Origin of the sequence: Microvirga flocculans ATCC BAA-817, from assembly GCF_000518665.1 — a bacterium.
GTDB lineage: Bacteria > Pseudomonadota > Alphaproteobacteria > Rhizobiales > Beijerinckiaceae > Microvirga > Microvirga flocculans.
This window is the reverse complement of sequence record NZ_JAEA01000001.1, coordinates 415,922-436,952: the sequence shown is the minus strand read 5'-3', so window position 1 is coordinate 436,952 and position 21,031 is coordinate 415,922. Positions and strand designations below refer to the sequence as shown.

The following is a 21,031-nucleotide window of genomic DNA, read 5'->3' as shown; positions in this document are numbered from 1 at the left end:
GTACATCGTGCGTCGGGTCTCGATCCTATATCTGCTGGCCGCCGGAGCCTTCGGGGCTCAGTCAGCCCTCGCCCAGGTCACTCCTTTCAGCATGTCCCCCGGCGGGACGGGTGCGCGTCAATCCACGCCAAGCCCGTCACAGCCGGAACCGGCAGGGCAACCGCTCGCCACGGGGGCCCCGTTCGAGATGCGTCCCGGCGCTTCGCCGGGAACGGCCCGTCCTGCTGCGCCCGCGGGTTCGTCCACCCCCTTCAGCATGGGCGGCCAGCCTCAGGCTCCGGCAGCCCCCTCCCCTCTTCCGAAAACCACGGAGCCGGCCAGAGCCCCTTCCGCAGCCACCCCTGCAGCATCCGCGCGCGGCGTCGTGCGCATCGAGCGGCCTGTCCTTCCCTTCGAGTCGATCCGGTTCGAGGGTGAGACGGATGCGCGATCCTGGACGTTCCATCTCACCCAGGACGAAGCCGCGAGCGGGGCCACCTTTACAATCGGCTACAAGAATGCCGTCGTGGTCATGCCCGAGGGCTCGCGCCTCAGGATCGCGATCAACGGCGAATCCGTGGTCGATGCGCCCATTGCCTCGCCGGACGACATCAAGCGCATCACGGCGACGGTCCGCCCCGGCCTCCTGCGCGCCGGGCAGAACATCATCCGAATGGAAGCGCTCCAGCGTCATCGGACGGACTGCTCCATCGACGCAACCTACGAACTCTGGACCGATGTCGATGCGGCCGCGACGAGGCTCACTTTCGCCGAAGGCGCGACCAAGACGCTGCGCGGGCTTGACGACCTGCCCGCCGTCGGCATCGACAATGCGGGCATCACTACGATCCGGGTGGTCGCCCCCAAGATCTATCGTCCCGAGATCCGCGACCGCCTGCTGCGTCTCGTGCAGATGGTCGCCCTGCGCGGACGCTATGCCCACCCCGTGATCGAGGTCATGGAATCCGATCCAGGCCCGTCTCCCGTCGGCACGATCAAGGTCGTCATGGGCCTGGCCGGCGAGCTGCGCGGCCTGATCGCGGGCGTGTCCGATGCCGCAACGATCCAGCCTCTGACCATGATGATGCAGGAGCCGGGTTCCATGGGCTCGACGCTGGTCGTCTCGGGGCCGACCTGGCAGGACCTCGACACCGCGATCGGAATCGTCGGCGGACAAGCAGCGAATGCGAAGAGCGCCGAGCGCGGCATCGTCGACACCGCCTCCTGGCACTGGCCGGAAGTGCCCACCGCTTTCGGCGGCCAGTCCTTCCGCTTCGGCGATCTCGGCGTTCCGACCCAGGAGTTCTCGGGACGCCGCCTCAAAACCAGTTTCGCCATCAACCTTCCTCCGGATTTCTACGCCACCGAATACGGCGAGGCGATCCTGCATCTGGATGCAGCCTACACGTCGGCGGTCCGTCCCGGCAGTCATGTCAACGTGTTCGTGAACGGCATGATCAGCACGCGGATGACGATTACGTCCCAGGGCGACATCGTCCGACGGCATACCGTGAGAGTGCCCCTCAAGAACTTCAAGTCGGGCCTCAACATGATCAATGTCGAGGCCGCGCTCCTGACGGATGCGGACGAGCGCTGCACGCCGGGGGAAACGCTTTCCGAGACGAACCGCTTCGTGCTGTTCGACACGACCACGCTCTCATTCCCGAATTACGGGCGGATCGGACGTCTTCCCGATCTCGCCGTTCTGAGCGCGGGCCGTTTCCCGGCGGGCGACCTTCCGACGACCGTCGTCCTGGCCCGGCTCGATTCTCCCAACTACTCCGCCGCGGGGACCCTGCTCGCCCGCATGGCGCGCTCCGCCGGCGCACCGGTTCAGGCGCAATTCGCCAATGCCGCCTCCGCCGATGACGAATCCGTGCTGTTCATAGGCGCGGTCGACCAGATTCCTCCGGGCCTGCTCAACCGCGTGAAGGTCTCGGAGCACCTGCGCATGATCTGGCCCTCGACTCCCGCCCCCGGCGACAAAGGCGGCCAACCGTTGGCGAGCGCCGAGTTCAGCCTGCCCGTCAGCCAGCTCTCCGCGGACCGCATGACCACATCGTCGACGGACGAGGTCCGCAGGCGCTGGTCGGACACGTTCCAGCGGCGCGGCATTCTTCAGCAGACGCTCGGCACGGTCCAGGACTGGATCGAGAAGACATTCGGCATCTCCCTGTCGTCCCTGTCGCTCGAAGAGCGTTCCGATGCCCCCTATGAGCCGCCGCAGCGGGCCTCCCTGCTGATCGCGCAGAACCGCACCGACCAGTCCGGCATCTGGACCCTCGTGACGGCCCGCACGGATCGCGCGCTGGCGCAGGAATCGGCGCGTCTCACGGATCCGCTGCTGTGGTCCCAGGTTGCAGGACGGGCCGTCGCGCTGGAACCCAGGGAAATGAAGCTGCAGATCGAGCCGATCAACGATTACCGGTTCGTGCAGACGCAGCCTCTGTCTCTGACGAACCTGCGTCTCGTCGCGGCGAACTGGATGTCGGCCAACATCCTGCAATATGCCCTGATCCTGCTGGCATGCTGCGTGTTCCTCGGCATTGCGACCTCCCTGCTCCTGAGCCGGCTGGGACGGCGGTCATGACGATCAGGACGGCGCGGTGCCTGCAGGCACTCCCCCGGCTCTTCTTTGCGCTCTCGCTGCTCATGGGATCGGCTGTCTCCGCTCAGACCCTCGCCGTGCAGCCCTTGAAAGTGGTGGGCACGCTCTCCTCCGCCGATTGGGAGGCCTATCGCTCCCGCTTCGTCGACAGCAGCGGGCGAGTGATCGACAACGCCAACGGAGACATCAGCCACAGCGAAGGGCAGGGATATGGATTGCTGCTGGCTCTGGCCGCCGGCGACCGGCGCAGCTTCGAGCAGATCTGGAGCTTCACCTTCACCGAACTGCTCATCCGGGACGACGGCCTGGCGGTCTGGAAATGGGATCCGGACGGAAAGCCCCACGTCACCGACCGCAACAACGCGACCGACGGAGACCTTCTGATCGCCTATGCGCTCGCGAAAGCCGGAACGGCGTGGCAGGAGCCGCGTTATACGGCGGCCGCCCAGCAAATCGCGAAGGCCATCGGTAAGAATACCTTCAGCCGCAGCGGGCGTTCCATGTTTCTTCTGCCGGGCGCTCAGGGTTTCGGCCCGGACGACCGCACGGACGGCCCGGTCGTCAATCTCTCCTACTGGGTGTTCGAGGCCTTTCCGGTGCTTGCGGCTCTTGCGCCGGAATATGAATGGACGCGTGTCTGGCGCGACGGCGTGATGCTGCTGCAGCAGGCAACATCGGGCCGGATCAGGCTGCCTGCCGATTGGCTTTCCATCAGAAACGGGCTGCAGCCCAGGCCTGCGGACGGTTTTCCTCCGGAGTTTGGTTACAACTCCTTAAGGATACCTCTTTACCTAATGAGAGCAGGGATGACTGATTTGGAGTGGCTGAGGGCTCTCAAGCTGCGCTGGTCTGCGGAAAGTGAGGGGATCGCCGTGGTCAATGTGGTCACCGGACATGTTCGGGAACGACTGACCGACGAAGGCTATGCCATCCTGCCTGCCGCTCTGGCCTGCGTGCTCGACGGAACACCCGTTCCGGAATCGATGAAGACCTTCGAGCCGAAGCTTTATTATCCGTCGACTCTGTATCTTCTGGCGAAATCCTTGCTCGGTGAAAAATATCCGCGATGCGTCTAGTCGGCAGTGCGATAACGATTGCGGTTGCGATCCTGGCCTTCGCAGCGCTTGCGCAGCAGACAGGCCCTGACGGCAACCAGCCACAGGCCGGCGCACCGCCCGCGCCTACTCCGCCGGCAAGCGGATCCCAGCCGCAGGTGGACGAATCCGCTCTGCGCTATTTCGCATCGCAGGGTGACACGCGCCGCGTGAATGCTGAAATTGCGCGCCTGCGCGCGCTCTATCCCAACTGGACTCCGCCCAGCGATCTGTCGCAGCTGTCGGCCGGTGCGGCCGCTGCCCCCGATCCGATCATCGAACGGCTGTGGAACCTCTACCGCGAGGACCGGATCGCCGAAGTGCGCGCCGCCATTGCGGAGCGTCAATCGTCGGACCCCAATTGGCAGCCGCCGGAGGAGCTGGTCACGGCCCTGCAGACCGTAGAAGCGCGCCGTCGCCTGATCAATGCATCCGATACAGGGCAGTGGCGAACCGTGCTCTCCGTGGCGACGGAATCGCCCGGTCTCCTGACCTGCCTGAACGTGGACGTGCTCTGGCGCGTGGCCGAAGCCTTCGCCCGCACGGATCAGCCCGACCGGACACGGGACGTATACACCTATCTGCTGACGAATTGCGCCGATCCGGGCGAGCGTCTGGCGACCCTGCAGAAGGCTCTTTCGCTTCTGACGGATCAGCAGGTGACCGACCTCCTGCAGTTCGAGCGCAAAACCGGTGAGACGCCGGACGATTTCAGCTCGATCCGCGACGAGCTCGCCCGGCGCCGGGTCGAACGCGCCTCGCTGGACAGCAAGACGATCGCCGCGCCCGAGGATCTCGCCGTGGTCGAACGGCTGATCCAGAAATCGGACGAGGCCGGCCCCGTCCTGATTCTCGGCTGGTACAATTTCCATCACGGCAATCCCTCGCGCGCTCTCGAGCTGTTCAAGACGGCTCTTGACCGGAACGGCGGCACGAAGGCGGCCGAAGGCTATGCCATGTCTCTTCGCGCCCTGAACCGACTCGTGGAGGCGGAGGCCTTCGCCCATGAGTGGCGCGACCGGGCCCCCGAGAACATGAAGATCTATCTGGACGTGGCGACCGCCCTGCTGAGCCAGGATCCGCCGCCGCGCCTCGATGCGCAGGTGGTCGCGCGGATCGTGCCCGTCGTGATGGTGCAGCGGTTTACCGATGGCGCCCAGGCGCTCGGCTGGTACTCCTACAACACGCAGCAGTTCCGCACGGCGCGGGACTGGTTCCGCACGGCCCTGAACTGGAAGCCGGACGACGAACCCTCCGCCTACGGCCTCGCCCTCTCGACGCAGAGATTGAACGAGCGCGCGACCTTCAACGAAGTGGTCGCGCAATGGCGCAGCCGCTCGCAGCGCATCGCCGACCTCGCGGATGGCGTCACCCGCCCCTACGACTCGCGGATTGTTCCCGCTCAGCCTCCCATCGCCGCGGTCGAACCCGCACCGGTTCCGGCTCAGCAGCGTTACGTTCCCCAGCAGGTCGCCGTCGAGCGCACGGATGGAGAGCGCATCCTTCTCCGTACCGTGGAAGGCGTGCGGCGCCGCCAGTCCGAAGCCCGGTCCGCCCTCGGACGCCAATGCGCCATGACGAGCCCGGCAACCAGGCTCTCCGGCGACGCGGCCCTGACCCGTGGCTGGTGCCTCATGGAGGTCAACCGTCCTCTGGAAGCCGTTGCCGCCTTCGATCAGGCCATGGCGACGGGCGGCTCCCGCACCCGTGAGGAAGCGGCCTACGGCAAGTCCCTGGCTTATCTGCGCAAGAACCTGACCTCGGAGGCCGCCATCGCCGCGGCCCAGGCGCCGCAGACCCGCGAGCGCCGCGTCGAACTCGGTGCCGCGATCCTGTCGCAGAGGGCCCTGGCGGCCTATCGGGACGGGCGCTACAGCGAGACCCTCCTCGCCCTGAGCGAACGGTCGCGGATCGTGCCCGAACAGAACGATCTGCTGCTGATCCGTGGATGGTCCTATTACAAGCTCGGACGCTACAGGGATGCGGAGCGGATTTTCCGGGCCGTGCAGCAGACGGGATATTCCGACGACGCCAGCGCCGGGCTGAACGCCATCCGGGAAGCAACCACTCACGCCCGCTAAGGCCTCGGAGTCTCAAGCCCCCTTGAGCTCCGTTGCATCAACGCCTCCGGCAGACGCCGCATGTGCGAAGGTGCCCGATATCCTGGGCCAGAGGCGCTCCTGAGGCAGCCGATCCCCAGCCTGTTGTCTTGGAAGAAGTTACGCCTAATTATGTTTCGATGGGCATTTGGGCCCCTTGTGTTCCGCGCGCGTATCAAGCCATGGCAAACCTGCAGATCATAGTGTTCGATGTATGCGGTACGGCCTGCGCGCTGCACAGAAGCGCCGTGCGCGAGCTTCTGCCCCTGCCCCGCCTGTGGCGCCCCCCGGTCCTGCCGAGGTCGGTTGCCGGCTTCTTCAACCTGAGCGGCCAGGCGGTTCCGGTTCTGCGTCTCGATGTGCTGTTCGGGCTTGAACAGGCCGATCAGGATCCCGAAGACGCCCTCTACCGGCATCTCATCCTGTTCGAAGGAAAGGGCGCGTCGGGCGTACAGGCGCTTCTTGCGGATCGCGTGCTGGATGTCGTGCGCTTGGGCATGTCCGACGTCTTCCCCGTGCGCGAGGCCGAAACCCTGAACGGCTGCGTCGAGGCGGAAGTGAGCTGGAACGGCCAGCTCGTTCATCTGCTGTCCGTGGAGCGCCTTCTGCTGGCCGAGGAGCGACAGGCCCTGGCAGAGCTTTCACGCCAGGCGCAGAACCGTCTCGGCGAATGGGCGGCCCCCGCCTGATGGCTGTACGTCTCAGGGCCGCCCGGCCCCTCCCCCTTCCGCTGCTCGATGCGGGCTTCGTCCAGCTCAAGGACCGCATCATCGCGCGCACCGGCCATTTCTATTACCAGGACAAGGACGACCTGCTGTGGGAACGTGTGCGCAAGCGCCTGCGCGCCACCGGCCTCTCCGATTCCTCTGAATACCTGAACCTTCTCGACGATTCGATTTCTGGCCCCCTGGAATGGGGAAGGCTGGAAGCCGAGATCACCATCGGCGAAACGTTCTTCTTCCGCTATGCCGAGCAGTTCGCGGCCCTGCGCGAGACGATCCTGCCCGAGATCCTCGCGCGCAAGAACGATACGCGGCGGCTTCGCATCTGGAGCGCCGGGTGCTCCACGGGAGCGGAGCCCTATTCACTCGCCATCCTGGTGAAGGAGATCCTTGGCGAGGAGATCGGGACATGGCGCATCAGCATCGTCGGAACGGACATCAACGACAGCTTCCTTCACGCAGCGCGGGAAGCCCGCTTCGGCAAATGGGCGCTCAGGTCCATGCCGGAAGCCGAGAGGAACCGTTATTTTGCAGAAGCCGGGAAGGAACAGTGGCAGGTTCGGCCGGAGTTTCGCGCGCTTGTTCGCTTCGAGCGGCACAACCTGCTCAGTCTGCTCGACGGCTCCTCCCCTCTCGAGCTCACCGATTTCGACCTGATTCTCTGCCGGAACGTTCTGATCTATTTCCATCCCGAAACCGTGACCCGGATCGTCGCGGCTCTGCACGATCGCCTCGCAGAAGATGGCTGGATGCTCCTGGGCCATGCGGAGCCCAACCCATCCTTCTCCGCCATGATGCGGACCCTGAACCTGCCGGGAACGGTGGCTTACCGGCAAGGCTCGAAGCAAGGCTCGGAGACCGTGCGGGTCCCAGCTCCATACCCTGCCAGCCCGGCTCTGCCGGATTGGCAGCCGATCCTTCCCGAGCCGAAGCGACGGGAGCCGGACAGGAAGCTGGCGAAACCCCGCATCGCGGCGCGTTCCCTGGAGCCCTTGCCCTCGGAGGCTCCGGAAGAGCCGAGGACAGTCCTGGATGAAATCAGAACCCGAGCCGATGCGGGAGATTTCGCAGCAGCGGACGCCCTTTGCCGGGGCGCGCTCGCGCACCTGTCCCTGAACGCCCCTCTTCATTTCTATCACGGCCTCGTCCTGCAGGGTCTTGGACGCCCCGGCGAAGCTGAGAAAAGCTTCCTCAAAAGCATTTATCTCGATAAGAATTTCGCCATGGCCCATTACCATCTCGGACTCCTGCTGCTCTCGGAAGGACGATCCGGCCCTGGAATACGCTGCCTGACCAACGCGGCCCGGGTTGCAGCCGCCTTTTCCGACGAGCGGATTCTCGACGAGTCGGATGGGCTGATCGCGAAGGACCTTCGCCATCTGGTGCGCCTCCATCTCGACGCGGTGGCGAAGCCCAAGAGAACGAAGCCCGGGAGCACGTCATGACGATGGCACCATCCGTGCGCCGAAAGCTCAGGCAGATGGCAAGGACGAGAGTGCGTTCCAAAGAGGAACGCATTCGAAACATCCTCGACGAAAGAACCGAACGCCTCGCAAACCGCAGAGGCATCGCGGCCGAACCTGCAGAAGCGCTGCCGCGCGTTCTGGTCTGCAGCGCGGGCCGGGAACGGTTTGGGATTCCCATCGGGTCGGTTGCGGAGGTGCTGCCGCCGCAGGAATGCGCGGCCGTTCCGGCAGGGCCATCGGCCCTGGTCGGCCTGTTCGGCCGCAGCGGACGGCTGGTGAGCGTGATCGATCTCGCCCTCGCCCTTGGGCTCAAGCCCGATTCCCGCGATCACGACGGCCAGCACTTCGTTCTGCTCCGGTATGTCCAGCTGCCCGTGGCGTTGCGGGTCGACCGGGCCTACGCGGTTGCTGATGTCACGCCCCTGGGGGATACCGAAACCATAGGGCTTTCCAGCGATGCCGTGACCGGCCATGGCAAAGTGCAAACCGGCACCGCCGCACCCGATCGCGACGAAACCGTGTCCCTTCTCGACATCGAACGCCTGCTGCGTTCCTTCCTGCCCTCTTCCTCTGTTTCCGGAGTCTGACGTGACGATCTCGATCGCCAACCGCATCCTTCTCGGCTTCGCCGTCATTGTCGCCCTGATCGTGGGCTTGGGACTCTATGCCATCAACCAGATCGACGACGTGCGACAATCCACCGAGGCAATCGTCACGCGCGATCTGACGGTGATGCGACAGATCGAAAGCCTCGGCGACCAACAGAACATGATGCGCGGCGTGCGGGAGGAAATTCTTTCCCGCTATCTCCTGCGCGCGCTCGGCCAGCAGCAATCGAACCCGGACGACCTGATCCGCGTCTGGGAGCAGCAGGCGAATGCGACCGAGGCCTCCATGGCGCAGGCTCTTTCCACGGCGAACGATTATGCATCGCGGTCCCTGACGCAACAGCGCGCGGATGCCTGGAAGCGGATTTCCGACCTTCTCAACCGCGCCAATGGCGACCTGCGCCAGCTCCGCAGCACGACGGAACGGCAGTTCTCAGCTCTGCAGAGCAATGATCTCGCCGCCGTTCTATCGACTCAGAGCTCCCTCAACGCGAGCCGGGACAGCTGGCGGAAGAACCTGGAACAGGCCCGTTCCATCCTCAGCGAAGCCATCATTCTCGGACAGCAGCGGGTCGGCGAAGTCTACGAGCAGAGCCGTCTCTCCATCATCCTGGCCATGGTGGGAGCCGCCGTCCTGAGCATCCTGATCACCTATGCCCTGCGTTCCTCCATCACGGGTCCGTTGAGCGCCTTTATGAGCTTCGTCGAGCGGGTCGGGCGCGGCGAGCTCGGCGGCCAGATGGCCATCACCGGCAAGGATGAGATCGGACATCTCGGAGCAACGCTCAACGCCATGGTGGAAGGCTTGCGCCAGCTCGCGAGTCAAAGCCGAGAGGCGACCGAGAACCTGAACGCCGCAGCCGCGGAAATCCGCGCCTCGACCCAGGAGCAGGCCGCCTCCGTCGAGGAGCAGCTCGCCGCCGTGCAGGAGACCGCAGCCACCGTCGACGAGATCACCCATTCGGGCACCCAGATCGGCAAGCGCGCGCAGGAGGTCATCGCGTCCGCTCAGGCGGCGGCGCAGACCAGCATGGCCGGACTGCAGGCCGTCGAAGACACCGCCCGCGCCATGGACGCTATCCGCGAGCAGGCCGAGGCCGTGGCGGAGAACATCGTGGCGCTGAGCGAGAAGACGCAGGCCGTGGGCGAGATCGTCGCATCGGTCAACGACATTTCCGAACGCACCCATCTTCTCGCCCTCAACGCGGCCATCGAAGCCGCGGCCGCCGGCGAGAACGGCCGCAGCTTCGCGGTGGTCGCCTCGGAGATGAAGACGCTCGCCGATCAGGCGAAGGATGCGACGACGCAGGTACGCTCGATCCTGGGCGACATTCAGCGCGGCATCAATTCGTCCGTGATGCTCACCGAGGAAGCCGTCAAGCGCGTCAGCGCCGGCAAGGAACGCACGGACATCACCCAGCAGACCATCACCGGCATCTCGAGCCAGATCCAGGAGAGCGTGCAGACCTTCCAGCAGATCGTGGCCTCCACCAACCAGCAGCAGCTCGGAATCGAGCAGGTGATGGGCGCGCTCCAGAACATCCGGCAGGCGAGCCAGCAGACGGCGGCCGGCACCCGCCAGCTCGAAACGGCGGCAGGCAATCTCTCGACGCTGGCGCAACAGCTTCTCGGCCTCGTCGAGCGCTACCGTCTTTGAGTCCGCGATGACGGAGGCGCATCCATCGTGACGGATATCCGCAAACAGCTGCTGGCGGCCTTCGACGCGGAGCATCGCGAGCATCTGCACGCGATCCGGTCCGCGCTCGACAATGCCGGCGCGGGTCCGATCGACCTGACGGATGTCTTTCGTCGCGCCCACAGCCTTAAGGGCGCCGCCCGCGCGGTCGATCTGCCTGCGGTCGAGGAGGTCGCGCACCAGCTTGAGGCGCTCTTCTCGAAAGTGCTCGAAGGCCAGCAATCCCTCGACCGGCCGACGGCTGCCAAAGTGCGGCAGGATCTCGACCTGATCGAGGATCTCGTGGCCGAGGTGCTCAGTCCGTCCGAGCCCGCGCCGCAGCCTCCCTCGCCCCCTGCGCCGGAGACCGTGCCGCTCGATCAGGATATACCGGCATCGAAAACCGATACGGCTGCTTCCGCCGAAACCGTTACGGGCTCCTACCTGCGCGTGGCCACCGAGCAGATGGAGGAGCTCTCCCATTCCATGCACCAGCTGCTTGCCGAGTTGCAGGCCGACGAAGGCTTCGATCATGCCCTGCGGCAGATCGAGCTGGAAATCCGCGGCCTGCGCAGGAGCTGGGATCAGCTTCACGCGCAGGTGAACGCGCTGAACGCCGCACAAGCGGACGCTGCCGGCCGCGACGCGCGCGGGCCATCCCCGATCCCGCGCCTGCGCGATTTCGACCAGAACTTGAAGGCCCTGTTCCGCAGGCTGTCCGCCCTGTCGCGCGACCGGCGGCAATCCACATGGTCGATCGAGCAGGCCGCGCGCCAGGTCCGCGACAACATCGACCGGGTCTCGCTCGTCTCGGCGGAAACGGTTTTCGGCGGCTTCGGGCACATGGTGAGGGAACTCGCCCGCAAGATGGGCCAGGACGTGCAGGTGCGCAGCATCGGCCTCGATCTCCAGGTCGACCGGCAGGTGCTCCAGGCGCTGAAGGACCCCATCATGCACCTCCTGCGCAATGCGATGAGCCACGGGGTGGAGCCGCCCGAGGAGCGCAGGGCCAAGGGGAAATCGGAGCGGGCCGAGGTGATTATCGAGCTGGCTCCGCGCGGCGGGCGTCTCGTCATCAGCATCCGCGACGACGGGCGCGGGCCGGATCTCGACCGGATCGAGCAGGTCGCCATCGAGCGCGGGCTGCTCCAGCCTCGCGCTCCCGGCCATCCCCCGCCGCCGATGGACCAGCTGCTCTCTTTGGTCTTCACGCCCGGTTTCTCGACGGCGGGCGAGGTCGACCGGCTGTCGGGCCGGGGCATGGGCCTGTCGGTGGTGGCCGAGGCCGCCCGCAAGCTCCAGGGGTCGGTGCTGCTCAGGCCGCGCTATCCACAGGGGACGGAAGTCCTGCTGAACGTCCCCTTCACGGCCGCGCGCCAGCCGCTTCTGCTGCTGGAGGCAGAAGGCCGGATGTTCGGCCTGCCCTCCCATGCGGTGGATCGTCTCCTGCGGTTGCGCGCCGATGCCTTGGAAAGTGTGGAAGGCCGGCCGACGGCCCGGATCGAGATCGGGGGGCAGGACGTTATCGTCCCGATCGTTGCCCTTGCAGCCCTGACAGGATCCTCCAATGCACCCCTTCCCACCGAGGCCGGACACGTGAAGGCCGCTCTCGTCCGCCATGGCTCCCGTACCTGCGCGCTCGCCGTCAACGCGTTTCACGATGTCCGCACCATGCTGGTCAGCGATGTCCAGGCGATCGGGCTGAGCGAACTCGTCTCCGGAACCGTCCTCCTGGAAAGCGAGATGCCGGCTCTCGTGCTGAGCCCCGACAAGCTGATCGAGCATTGGGTCAGGAACGAAGGCAGGCTGGCGGCCAGCGGCCTGGGCCTGTCCCAATGGGCCCCGGAGGCGGAGCGCCGGGCCAGGACCATCCTCGTCGTCGACGATTCGATCACGACCCGCACCCTCGAGAAAAGCATCCTGGAGGCGCAGGGCTACGAGGTCGTTCTCAGCGTCGACGGTATCGATGCCCTGCACATCCTGCGTTCGGGCGAGGCCATGATCGACCTCGTGATCGCCGACGTGGAAATGCCGCGCATGGACGGTTTCGGCCTCCTGCAGGCGATCAAGAACGATCCTCGGCTTTCTCCGGTCCCCGTGATCCTGATGACCTCCCGCGCCGATCCGGAAGACGTGCGCAAGGGTCTCGATCTGGGCGCGAGCGCTTATATTACAAAGCAGAAGTTCGATCAGCGCGAACTGCTGGCGACGATCGGGCAGGTGTTATGAGTCTCGTGTGATGGGTATGGCGTCTCAATCGCGGGTCCGGGTCATGGTCGTCGAGGATTCCCTCGTCGTCCGGCAGCTGCTCGTCCATATCATCGCCAGCGACCCCCGCCTCGTGGTGGCCGCTGCCGTCAGCTCGGCGGAAGAGGCGCTCCGGGAGATCGGACGCGTTCAACCGGATGTCGTCTCCATGGACATCCGGCTCCCCGGCATGGACGGCCTGGAGGCGACGCGCCGGATCATGTCGGAACATCCGACTCCCATCGTCGTCATCGCCGACAGCATCGAGGATTCCTCTCTCAAGATCTCCATGAACGCCCTCAAGGCCGGCGCGCTCACCGTCGTGGAGAAACCCGTCGGCCTCTCCAGCGCGGGTTATGCCGCGATCGCCAATACCATCTGCACGCAGCTCTACATCATGAGCCAGGTGCCCGTGGTCCGGCAGCGCTCCTTCGCTCCCTGGCGCGAGACCGGCGTTCCGCCTGCTCCGAAACGCGAGCAGGAATGGAGCTTGACGCGCCCGGGCATCATGGGCATCGCCGCCTCCACGGGCGGGCCGCCCGCCCTCGCGAAGGTTCTCGGGGCGCTGCCGGAGGACTTTCCTCTGCCGATCCTTCTCGTCCAGCACATGGGCGCCCCTTTCATGGAAGGCTTCGCCTCCTGGCTGAACGGGCTGATCCCGCTCGACGTACGTCTCGCCCAGGATCAGGAAATCCCGGTTCCAGGCCGCGTTTACGTCGCTCCCGGCGACCGGCATCTGCTCCTGTCCGCTGCGGGGACGCTGAAGGTGAGCGCCGAGCCGCCCCTCAACAATCAGCGCCCTTCTGCCACTCTTCTGTTCAAATCGATGGCGCAGTCGGTGGGCCGGAGAGGGCTCGGCGTCATTCTCACGGGCATGGGCGAGGATGGGGCGCAGGGCCTCGTCGAGATGCGTCAAGCCGGAGGATATATTGTTGCGGAAGATGAGAGCACCGCCGTCGTCTATGGCATGCCCGCGGCGGCAGCGAGGATCGGCGGCGTCAATGTCAGCCTGCCTCTCGACCTCATCGCGCCCCGCCTCGTGAGGCTGGCGCGGGGAGGAGGCGAATGAGCACGGGAGCGATCATACCGGCCGCCGAGATTCTCCTGGTCGAGGATTCCGAGACCCAGGCGCTGCAGCTGCGCCACATGCTGGAGACAAACGGTTTTCACGTGACCTGGCGCTCGACGGCGGAGGCGGCCCTCGACGGCCTGAACGAGAAGCTGCCAGATCTGGTCATCGCCGATTACCACCTGCCCGGCATGAATGGCGACGAGCTGACACGGCAGCTGCGCCTGAACGTGCGCACCCGCGCCATCCCCGTCATCATGCTGACGGAGGCGCGGGAACGCGCCGTCGAGCGCCAGGGCCTGGAAAGCGGGGCGGACGCCTATATCTCCAAATCTGCCGAGCAGGAACTGATCATCCTCAGGATCAAGGCGCTGCTGCGCCGACCCTCCTCTCCCATCGGCGATTCCCGTGAAGAGCGGCAATCTCCCAGCTTCGGCACCTTCCGCCGGGCCCGCATTCTCATCGCCGACGATTGCCCGGCGCGCAGAACCGAGCTCCAGGGTATGCTCGCCCATGAGGGCTATGCGGTATCCCTGGCTGCCGACCCGGCGCAGACTCTCCGACAGGTTCGCTCGCCGGAAGCCACGTGGGACTGCATTCTCGTCAACCTGCTCAGCCCGAATTTCGACGGCATCGGGCTTTGCCGCCAGTTGAACCTTTACCGCGGGCTGGCCCCTCTCCCAGGGACGGATGCGCCGAGCTTCGCCATCGTCGGTCTCGGCAACGAGGAGGGCGGAGACCTTTTGGCCCGCGCCTTTGCCGCCGGAGTCGACGACATCGTTCCCTCGACGCTCGAGGCAGACGGAATGCGGGTGCGCATTCGGGCGCTCGTCCGGCGCAAGCTGATGCAGGACGAGAACTGGCGCATCGAGACGGAGTTGCGGGAACGGGAGCTCGCGCTCGCCAGAGCACGGGCGGAGGCAGCCTTGGCGGAGGCCCTCGCCAAGGCGAACCGTGAACTGGAAGAGGCCAACGCTCTCCTGAAGGGAACACAGGCCCAGCTCGTCCAGGCGGCCAAGATGGCATCCCTCGGCGAGCTGGTGGCCGGCATCGCCCACGAGATCAACAATCCCCTCGCCTTCATCCAGGCGCACCAGGGAACGGTGGAACGATTGCTCACCGAGATCGCCACCAAGATGCCGCCGGAGGCCGGACTCGAACGGCAGATTCAAAAGTCGCGCGACCGCGTCGCGGCGATGAAGCTGGGATTGGCCCGGATCCAGGAGCTGGGCCTCAATCTGCGGCGCTTCTCGCGCCTGGACGAAGGCGATTTCCAGACCGTCAACGTGCCGGAATCCATCGAAACCGTGCTGGCCCTGCTCGGCCACAAGCTCGGCAGCCGCATCGACGTCCGCCGCCGCTACAACGCGGTTCCGGACCTCTACTGTTCCCCCGCCCTGCTGAACCAGGTCGTCATGAACATCGTCGGCAACGCCGCGGATGCCATCAAGGGCACGGGCGGCATCGACATTGAAACCGAGAGCGACGCGACAACCTATACGATCAGGATCAGCGATACGGGTCCAGGCATTCCATCGGAATTTCGGGAGCGCATTTTCGAGCCGTTCTTCACGACCAAACCCGTCGGGTCCGGAACTGGACTTGGCTTGGCGATCGCCTATAGCATCGTTCAGGCCCACAAAGGATCGATCTCGGTGGAGCCAGGCCCCACGGGGGGCGCGAGTTTCACCATCACGATCCCGAGGCGGATTGTTTCATGACCTTGCCGAGTGAGATACATTCAACCCAAGGCACGATCCTGGTCGTCGACGACGAACCGGACATCCTGATCGCCATCGAAGATCTGCTCGAGGACGACTATCGTGTCCTGACCGCCTCGACCCCGATCAAGGCGCTCGACATCCTCCGCCGGGAGCCGGACATCGCCGTCATCATCTCCGACCAGCGCATGCCAGAGATGCAAGGAGACGAGTTTCTCGCCAAGGCACGCGAGCTTTCGGATGCGGAAGCCATTCTTCTCACGGGCTACGCGGATCTGAAGGCCGTCATCGGCGCGGTCAACAAAGGCCGGATCATGGCCTACGCGCCCAAGCCCTGGGATCCGGCCGCGCTCTCCAACATGGTCGCGAATGCTTATCAGCGGCGCATGCTGGCCAAGGAACTCGACACCGAACGCGCACTCCTGCACGGGCTTATGGAGAGCACGGAGGACCTGATCTCGTTCAAGGACCTGGAAGGCCGCTTCGTCCGCCTGAACGCCAGCAAGGCGCAGAGTCTCGGCTGTTCCGCAGGCGAATGCCTGGGCCGCCGGGAGCGGGATTACATCTCACCGGAACGGGCGACGATGATCGAGGAAGCGGAGCGCCGGGCCATCGCGGCCGGAAAGCCCGATGAAGTGATCGAAGAGCGGTCTTCGCCCGACGGCGCGTCTCAGTGGTTCCTCATCAACCGCATCCCGATCCTGGGCGAATCCGGGGCTGTGACGAATCTGGCTACCATCGAGCGCAACATCACCGAACGCAAGCTGATGGAGATGCGCCTGCGGCAAGCGGACAAGATGCAGGCGCTGGGAACCCTCGCGGGCGGCGTGGCGCATGACTTCAACAACCTGCTCATGGCCGTTCTCGGAAGCCTCGACCTTGCCTCGCGCCGGGCGCCGGACGACCCCCGGCTGACGCGCCTGCTGCAGAACGCCACCTATGCTGCGGAGCGCGGCGCTTCCCTGACCCAGCGCCTGCTGAGCTTCAGCCGCCAGCGGGATCTGCGGCTGCAGGCGGTGAACGTCAATGAAACCATCGCCGGCATGAACGACCTGCTGACACGCACGCTCGGCGGCGTGATCCGCATCGAGCGGCGCCTCGCGGACGGTCTCTGGCCCGCCCTGGTCGATCCCGACCAGCTGGAACTCGCGGTTCTCAATCTCTGCATCAACGCCCGTGACGCCATGCCTGAGAACGGCGTCCTAACCCTCTCCACCCGCAACGAGATGGTCGAGGAGGGACAGATCACGGATCTGAGCGGCGGCGACTACGTGGTCATCTCCGTCGCCGATACGGGCAGCGGCATCCCGCAGGAAATCCTGACCCGCGTCCTGGAGCCCTTCTTCACCACGAAGGAAGTCGGTAAGGGCACCGGGCTCGGTCTGCCCATGGTCTATGGGCTCGCCCAGCAATCGGGCGGCACAGTGACCATCCAGAGCGCCGTCGGCGCGGGCACCACGGTGGAACTCTATCTGTCGCGCGCCGCAGAGGAAAAGGAAACCGGCCCGCGGAAGGAACAGGTCGTCGCGCCCGATGCGCCCAAGGTGCGCATCATCCTCGTCGATGACGATGCCGAAGTGAGAACGGTGACGGCCGCCTATCTGACCGAGATGGGGCACAGGGTCGTAGAAGCGGCGGATGGATCCTCAGCGCTCGAGATCGTGAAATCCGACAGCGACATCGATCTTCTGATCGCCGACTTCGCCATGCCGGGCATGACCGGAACCGATTTGGCCGACAAGGCGCGAGAGGTCCGGCCAGACATCGGCATCCTGCTCGTGACCGGATATGCCGATCCGAAACGGGTTTCGGACGACTATCTCATGCTCCACAAGCCGTTCACGCGGGAGGACCTGGCCGCCAAGGTCACCGAAGCCGCCCATCGCCGGGAACGCAAGTAGTCGATTCCCTAAGGGAATATTCTTCGCCCCATTTCAGCGTTTGTGGATAAGGTTTCGCAACTGCGAACGCGAACCGTTACGGAATCGCGAAAAATCGACCCTTTGCCGCGACACTTTACGTTAGGGCAGATGCATAAAATGGTAAATTTCTTCCAAAAATTATCCATTGTTGCGTGGACAGATTGACAATAATGGGGCTTCGCACCTTAACTTCGTCACAGAACGGCCACGAGTAGAGCCGTCTCAGAGGACTTAGGTATGAAAAAGTCAGCCCTTTTCGCCGCGATCTGCGTCCCGGCCTTCCTGGCCGCCGCTCCGCTGGCCGCCAAAACCCTGGTTTACTGCTCCGAAGGCAGCCCGGAGAATTTCTATCCGGGCGTCAACACCACGGGTACCTCGTTCGATGCGACCGAGCAGATCTACGACAACCTCGTGGATTTCGAGCGCGGCGGCACGACGGTCGTCCCCGGTCTCGCCGAGAAGTGGGACATCTCTGCTGACGGCACGGTCTATACCTTCCATCTGCGCAAGAACGCCAAGTGGCACTCCAACAAGAACTTCAAGCCGACCCGTAATCTGAATGCCGACGACGTCGTGTTCATGTTCGAGCGTCAGTGGAAGGAATCGAACCCCTACTTCAAGGTCACGAGCCCGAACCACTCCTATTTCGACGACATGGGCATGCCCAAGCTGCTCAAGTCGGTCGAGAAGGTCGACGACTACACCGTCAAGGTCACGCTGAACCAGCCTGAAGCTCCGTTCCTGGCCAACCTCGCCATGCAGTGGGCCGGCGTGCAGTCCAAGGAATACGCCGATGCGATGCTGAAGGCCGGAACGCCCGAGAAGATCGACCAAGAGCCGATCGGCACGGGTCCGTTCTACCTCGTTCAGTACCAGAAGGACGCGATCATCCGCTACAAGGCCTTCCCGGAATACTGGGGCGGCAAGGCCAAGCTCGACGACCTCGTCTTCTCGATCACGCCCGACGCCTCCGTCCGCTGGGCCAAGCTCCAGAAGGGCGAGTGCCATGTGATGCCCTATCCGAACCCGGCCGATCTGGCTGCGATGAAGAAGGATCCGAACGTCACGATCCTCGAGCAGCCTGGCCTCAACATCGGCTACCTGGCCTACAACACCACCAAGAAGCCCTTCGACGACGTGCGCGTCCGCAAGGCGCTGAACATGGCCATCAACAAGAAGGCCCTCGTCGAGGCGATCTATCTCGACACGGGCATTCCGGCCACCAACCCGATCCCGCCGACCATATGGTCGTTCAACAAGTCCATCAAGGACGACGCGTACAACGTGGAAGCCGCCAAGAAGCTCCTGGCTGAAGCCGGCTACCCGAACGGGTTCGAGACCGACCTGTGGGCCATGCCCGTCCAGCGCCCGTACAACCCGAACGGCAAGCGCATGGCCGAGCTGATGCAGGCCGACCTCGCCAAGGTCGGCGTGAAGGCCGAGATCAAGACCTATGAGTGGGGCGAGTATCGCAAGCGCGCCCAGGCCGGCGAGCACCAGATGGTGCAGCTCGGCTGGACCGGCGACAACGGCGATCCGGACAACTTCCTGCACACCCTGCTCGGCTGCGCCTCGGCTCAGACCAACGGCTCGAACGTGGCCAAGTTCTGCTACAAGCCGTTCGACGAGCTCGTCACCAAGGCGAAGGTCACGACGAACGTCGCAGAGCGCACGAAGCTCTACGAGCAGGCTCAGGTGATCTTCAAGGAGCAGGCTCCCTGGTTCACCGTCGCCCATGCCGTGCAGCTGAAGCCCGTCCGCAAGGAAGTGGTCGACTTCAAGCTCTCGCCCTTCGGTCGCCATACCTTCTACGGTGTGGACATCAAGGGTAAGTAAGGCTTTTCCAGTGGCCTCCGGCGGAGCAGCTTCATAGCTGCTCCGCCTTTTTCCGTTTTTAAGACATGATCCGCTTCATTTTGACCCGCCTGAGCCTCCTCATTCCGACCTTCATCGGAATCACCCTGGTGGCATTTTTCCTGATCCGGCTCGTTCCGGGCGATCCGATCGAGACCATGGCCGGAGAGCGCGGCATCGATGCTGCGCGCCATGAACAGCTCAAGAAGGAGTTCGGCCTGGATCAACCGCTTCTTGTGCAGTACGGCATCTATATCGGCCGCGTCCTGCAGGGCGATCTGGGCAAGTCCATCGTCACGCGGGAATCCGTGCTGACCGAATTCCAAAATCTGTTCCCGGCAACGGTCGAACTGGGGGTCTGCGCCATTCTGTTCGCCCTGGTGTTGGGAATTCCCGCAGGCATCCTGGCGGCTGTCCGACGAAATTCGATCTTCGATCACGGTGTCATGGGCCTGTCCCTGACCGGCTATTCCATGCCGATCTTCTGGTGGGGCCTGATCCTCATCCTGCTGTTCTCCGTGCAGCTCGGATGGACGCCCGTCTCGGGCCGCATCGACGTTCTCTATTACATCGAGCCGGTCACCGGCTTCCTCCTGATCGACTCGCTCATGTCGGAGGAAGAGGGAGCTTTCCTTTCGGCTCTCGAGCACCTGATCCTGCCGACCATCGTGCTCGGAACGGTGCCCCTCGCCGTCATCGCCCGCATGACCCGCTCGGCCATGCTGGAGGTTCTGGGTGAGGACTACATCCGCACCGCGAAGGCCAAGGGCCTCTCACGGTTCCGGGTGATCGCGCTGCACGCCCTACGCAACGCCATGATCCCGGTCGTGACCGTGATCGGCCTGCAGGTGGGGGTGCTCTTCACCGGCGCCATTCTGACCGAGACGATCTTTTCCTGGCCGGGCATCGGCAAGTGGCTGATCGAGGCGATCTTCCGCCGCGATTATCCCGTCCTCCAAGGCGGCCTTCTCCTCGTCGGCGCCATCGTCATGAGCGTGAATCTGCTCGTCGATCTGACCTACGGCCTCATCAATCCGCGCATCAGGCATACGCGATGACCACTGAAACCATGGAAGCTCCGGCCGTCACCGCACCGACGGCCACACCTCCTCATCCGCTTCGCGAATTCTGGGGCTATTTCAGCGCCAATCGCGGCGCGGTCGCAGGCCTCGCCGTGATCGTGGCCGTGGTGCTGCTCGCCGTCTTCGCGGATGTGCTGGCGCCTCATTCGCCTTACATCACGGACACCACGATCGCCCTGAAGCCGCCGTTCTGGCAGGAGGGTGGTTCGATCGCCTATCCGCTCGGCACGGATCCGATCGGTCGCGATATCCTGTCGCGCCTCATCTACGGCGCGCGCCTGTCGCTGCTGATCGGCATCATCGTGGTGACGGTCTCGATCGTCTTCGGCACCATTCTCGGCCTCATCGCCGGCTATGTCCGCGGCATGACCGAGATCGCGATCATGCGCCTGATGGACATCGTCCTCACCTTGCCGAGCCTTCTGCTCGCCATCGTGATCGTGGCGATCCTGGGTCCCGGCCTCATCAACTCGATGATGGCGGTGGCCCTGGTGATCCTGCCGCATTACGTGCGCCTTGCGCGCGCCGCAGTCATCACCGAAACCTCCAAGGACTACGTTATGGCCGCCCGCGTGAGCGGCGCCGGAGCGTTGCGGCTGATGTTCAAGGAGGTGCTGCCGAACTGCACCGCGCCTCTCATCGTCCAGGCCTCGCTCGGCATTTCGACCGCGATCCTCGACGCGGCGGCTCTCGGCTTCCTCGGCCTCGGCGCGCAGCCGCCGTCTCCGGAATGGGGAACCATGCTGGCCGATGCCCGCGAGTTCGTGCTCCGTGCATGGTGGGTCGTGACCTTCCCCGGTCTTGCGATCCTCATCACGGTGCTTGCCTTCAATCTTCTGGGCGACGGTCTTCGCGACGCCCTCGATCCCAAACTGAAGCGCTGAC

The 21,031-nt window shown here is 64.7% G+C and carries 14 protein-coding genes; all 14 read left to right on the top strand.

From position 1 onward, the window contains the following. Positions 1 to 7 precede the first annotated feature (7 nt). The gene (locus tag L879_RS0102100; RefSeq protein ID WP_084020625.1) at positions 8 to 2,569 is read left to right on the top strand and encodes a cellulose biosynthesis cyclic di-GMP-binding regulatory protein BcsB; all 2,562 of its coding nucleotides are present in this window, start codon (positions 8 to 10) and stop codon (positions 2,567 to 2,569) included. Further along, the gene (locus tag L879_RS0102095) at positions 2,566 to 3,663 is read left to right on the top strand and encodes a family 8 glycosyl hydrolase (protein ID WP_084020623.1); all 1,098 of its coding nucleotides are present in this window, start codon (positions 2,566 to 2,568) and stop codon (positions 3,661 to 3,663) included. The genes L879_RS0102100 and L879_RS0102095 overlap by 4 nt, the downstream gene beginning before the upstream one ends. Continuing rightward, entirely contained in the window at positions 3,654 to 5,762 is a 2,109-nt protein-coding gene (locus L879_RS20085; RefSeq protein WP_084020621.1) for a tetratricopeptide repeat protein, read from the top strand. Before L879_RS0102095 ends, L879_RS20085 begins: the two co-directional genes overlap by 10 nt. Before the next feature lie 158 nt (positions 5,763 to 5,920). After that, positions 5,921 to 6,469 (top strand): chemotaxis protein CheW, encoded by a 549-nt coding sequence (locus tag L879_RS0102085; RefSeq protein ID WP_368086299.1) that lies wholly within the window; start codon positions 5,921 to 5,923, stop codon positions 6,467 to 6,469. Further along, positions 6,469 to 7,947, top strand: a complete 1,479-nt coding sequence (locus L879_RS0102080; protein WP_027314665.1) for a CheR family methyltransferase — start codon at positions 6,469 to 6,471, stop codon at positions 7,945 to 7,947. The genes L879_RS0102085 and L879_RS0102080 overlap by 1 nt, the downstream gene beginning before the upstream one ends. Positions 7,948 to 7,997: 50 nt before the next feature. After that, complete coding sequence (locus tag L879_RS20080) at positions 7,998 to 8,555, top strand: chemotaxis protein CheW (protein WP_051434965.1); 558 nt, start codon at positions 7,998 to 8,000, stop codon at positions 8,553 to 8,555. A gap of 1 nt (position 8,556) precedes the next feature. Then, complete coding sequence (locus L879_RS0102070; protein WP_027314664.1) at positions 8,557 to 10,233, top strand: methyl-accepting chemotaxis protein; 1,677 nt, start codon at positions 8,557 to 8,559, stop codon at positions 10,231 to 10,233. Positions 10,234 to 10,260: 27 nt separating this feature from the next. Beyond that, entirely contained in the window at positions 10,261 to 12,480 is a 2,220-nt protein-coding gene (locus L879_RS0102065) for a hybrid sensor histidine kinase/response regulator (protein WP_027314663.1), read from the top strand. Between the two features lie 10 nt (positions 12,481 to 12,490). Then, a complete protein-coding gene (gene cheB / locus L879_RS0102060) occupies positions 12,491 to 13,567 on the top strand; it encodes a chemotaxis-specific protein-glutamate methyltransferase CheB (protein WP_084020615.1) in 1,077 nt (358 codons plus the stop codon). Further along, on the top strand, positions 13,564 to 15,288 hold the full coding sequence (locus tag L879_RS0102055; protein WP_027314661.1) for a response regulator: 1,725 nt from the start codon (positions 13,564 to 13,566) through the stop codon (positions 15,286 to 15,288). The genes cheB and L879_RS0102055 overlap by 4 nt, the downstream gene beginning before the upstream one ends. Beyond that, complete coding sequence (locus L879_RS0102050) at positions 15,285 to 17,189, top strand: response regulator (protein WP_027314660.1); 1,905 nt, start codon at positions 15,285 to 15,287, stop codon at positions 17,187 to 17,189. The genes L879_RS0102055 and L879_RS0102050 overlap by 4 nt, the downstream gene beginning before the upstream one ends. A gap of 258 nt (positions 17,190 to 17,447) precedes the next feature. Beyond that, a complete protein-coding gene (locus tag L879_RS0102045; RefSeq protein ID WP_027314659.1) occupies positions 17,448 to 19,046 on the top strand; it encodes an ABC transporter substrate-binding protein in 1,599 nt (532 codons plus the stop codon). A 65-nt stretch (positions 19,047 to 19,111) separates the two neighbouring features. Then, complete coding sequence (locus tag L879_RS0102040; RefSeq protein WP_027314658.1) at positions 19,112 to 20,122, top strand: ABC transporter permease subunit; 1,011 nt, start codon at positions 19,112 to 19,114, stop codon at positions 20,120 to 20,122. Further along, positions 20,119 to 21,030 carry an ABC transporter permease subunit gene (locus tag L879_RS0102035; protein WP_027314657.1) on the top strand — a complete coding sequence of 304 codons (912 nt, stop codon included), beginning with the start codon at positions 20,119 to 20,121 and terminating at the stop codon, positions 21,028 to 21,030. Before L879_RS0102040 ends, L879_RS0102035 begins: the two co-directional genes overlap by 4 nt. Position 21,031 lies beyond the last annotated feature (1 nt).

What these genes read in the sequence shown, in the direction of transcription:
- L879_RS0102035 (WP_027314657.1), top strand. Translation starts at nt 20,119, where the DNA reads ATGACCACTGAAACCATGGAAGCTCCGGCCGTCACCGCACCGACGGCC.
- L879_RS0102055 (WP_027314661.1), top strand. Translation starts at nt 13,564, where the DNA reads ATGAGCACGGGAGCGATCATACCGGCCGCCGAGATTCTCCTGGTCGAG.
- L879_RS0102080 (WP_027314665.1), top strand. Translation starts at nt 6,469, where the DNA reads ATGGCTGTACGTCTCAGGGCCGCCCGGCCCCTCCCCCTTCCGCTGCTC.
- cheB (WP_084020615.1), top strand. Translation starts at nt 12,491, where the DNA reads ATGGGTATGGCGTCTCAATCGCGGGTCCGGGTCATGGTCGTCGAGGAT.
- L879_RS0102085 (WP_368086299.1), top strand. Translation starts at nt 5,921, where the DNA reads ATGGGCATTTGGGCCCCTTGTGTTCCGCGCGCGTATCAAGCCATGGCA.
- L879_RS0102050 (WP_027314660.1), top strand. Translation starts at nt 15,285, where the DNA reads ATGACCTTGCCGAGTGAGATACATTCAACCCAAGGCACGATCCTGGTC.
- L879_RS0102095 (WP_084020623.1), top strand. Translation starts at nt 2,566, where the DNA reads ATGACGATCAGGACGGCGCGGTGCCTGCAGGCACTCCCCCGGCTCTTC.
- L879_RS20085 (WP_084020621.1), top strand. Translation starts at nt 3,654, where the DNA reads ATGCGTCTAGTCGGCAGTGCGATAACGATTGCGGTTGCGATCCTGGCC.
- L879_RS0102045 (WP_027314659.1), top strand. Translation starts at nt 17,448, where the DNA reads ATGAAAAAGTCAGCCCTTTTCGCCGCGATCTGCGTCCCGGCCTTCCTG.
- L879_RS0102040 (WP_027314658.1), top strand. Translation starts at nt 19,112, where the DNA reads ATGATCCGCTTCATTTTGACCCGCCTGAGCCTCCTCATTCCGACCTTC.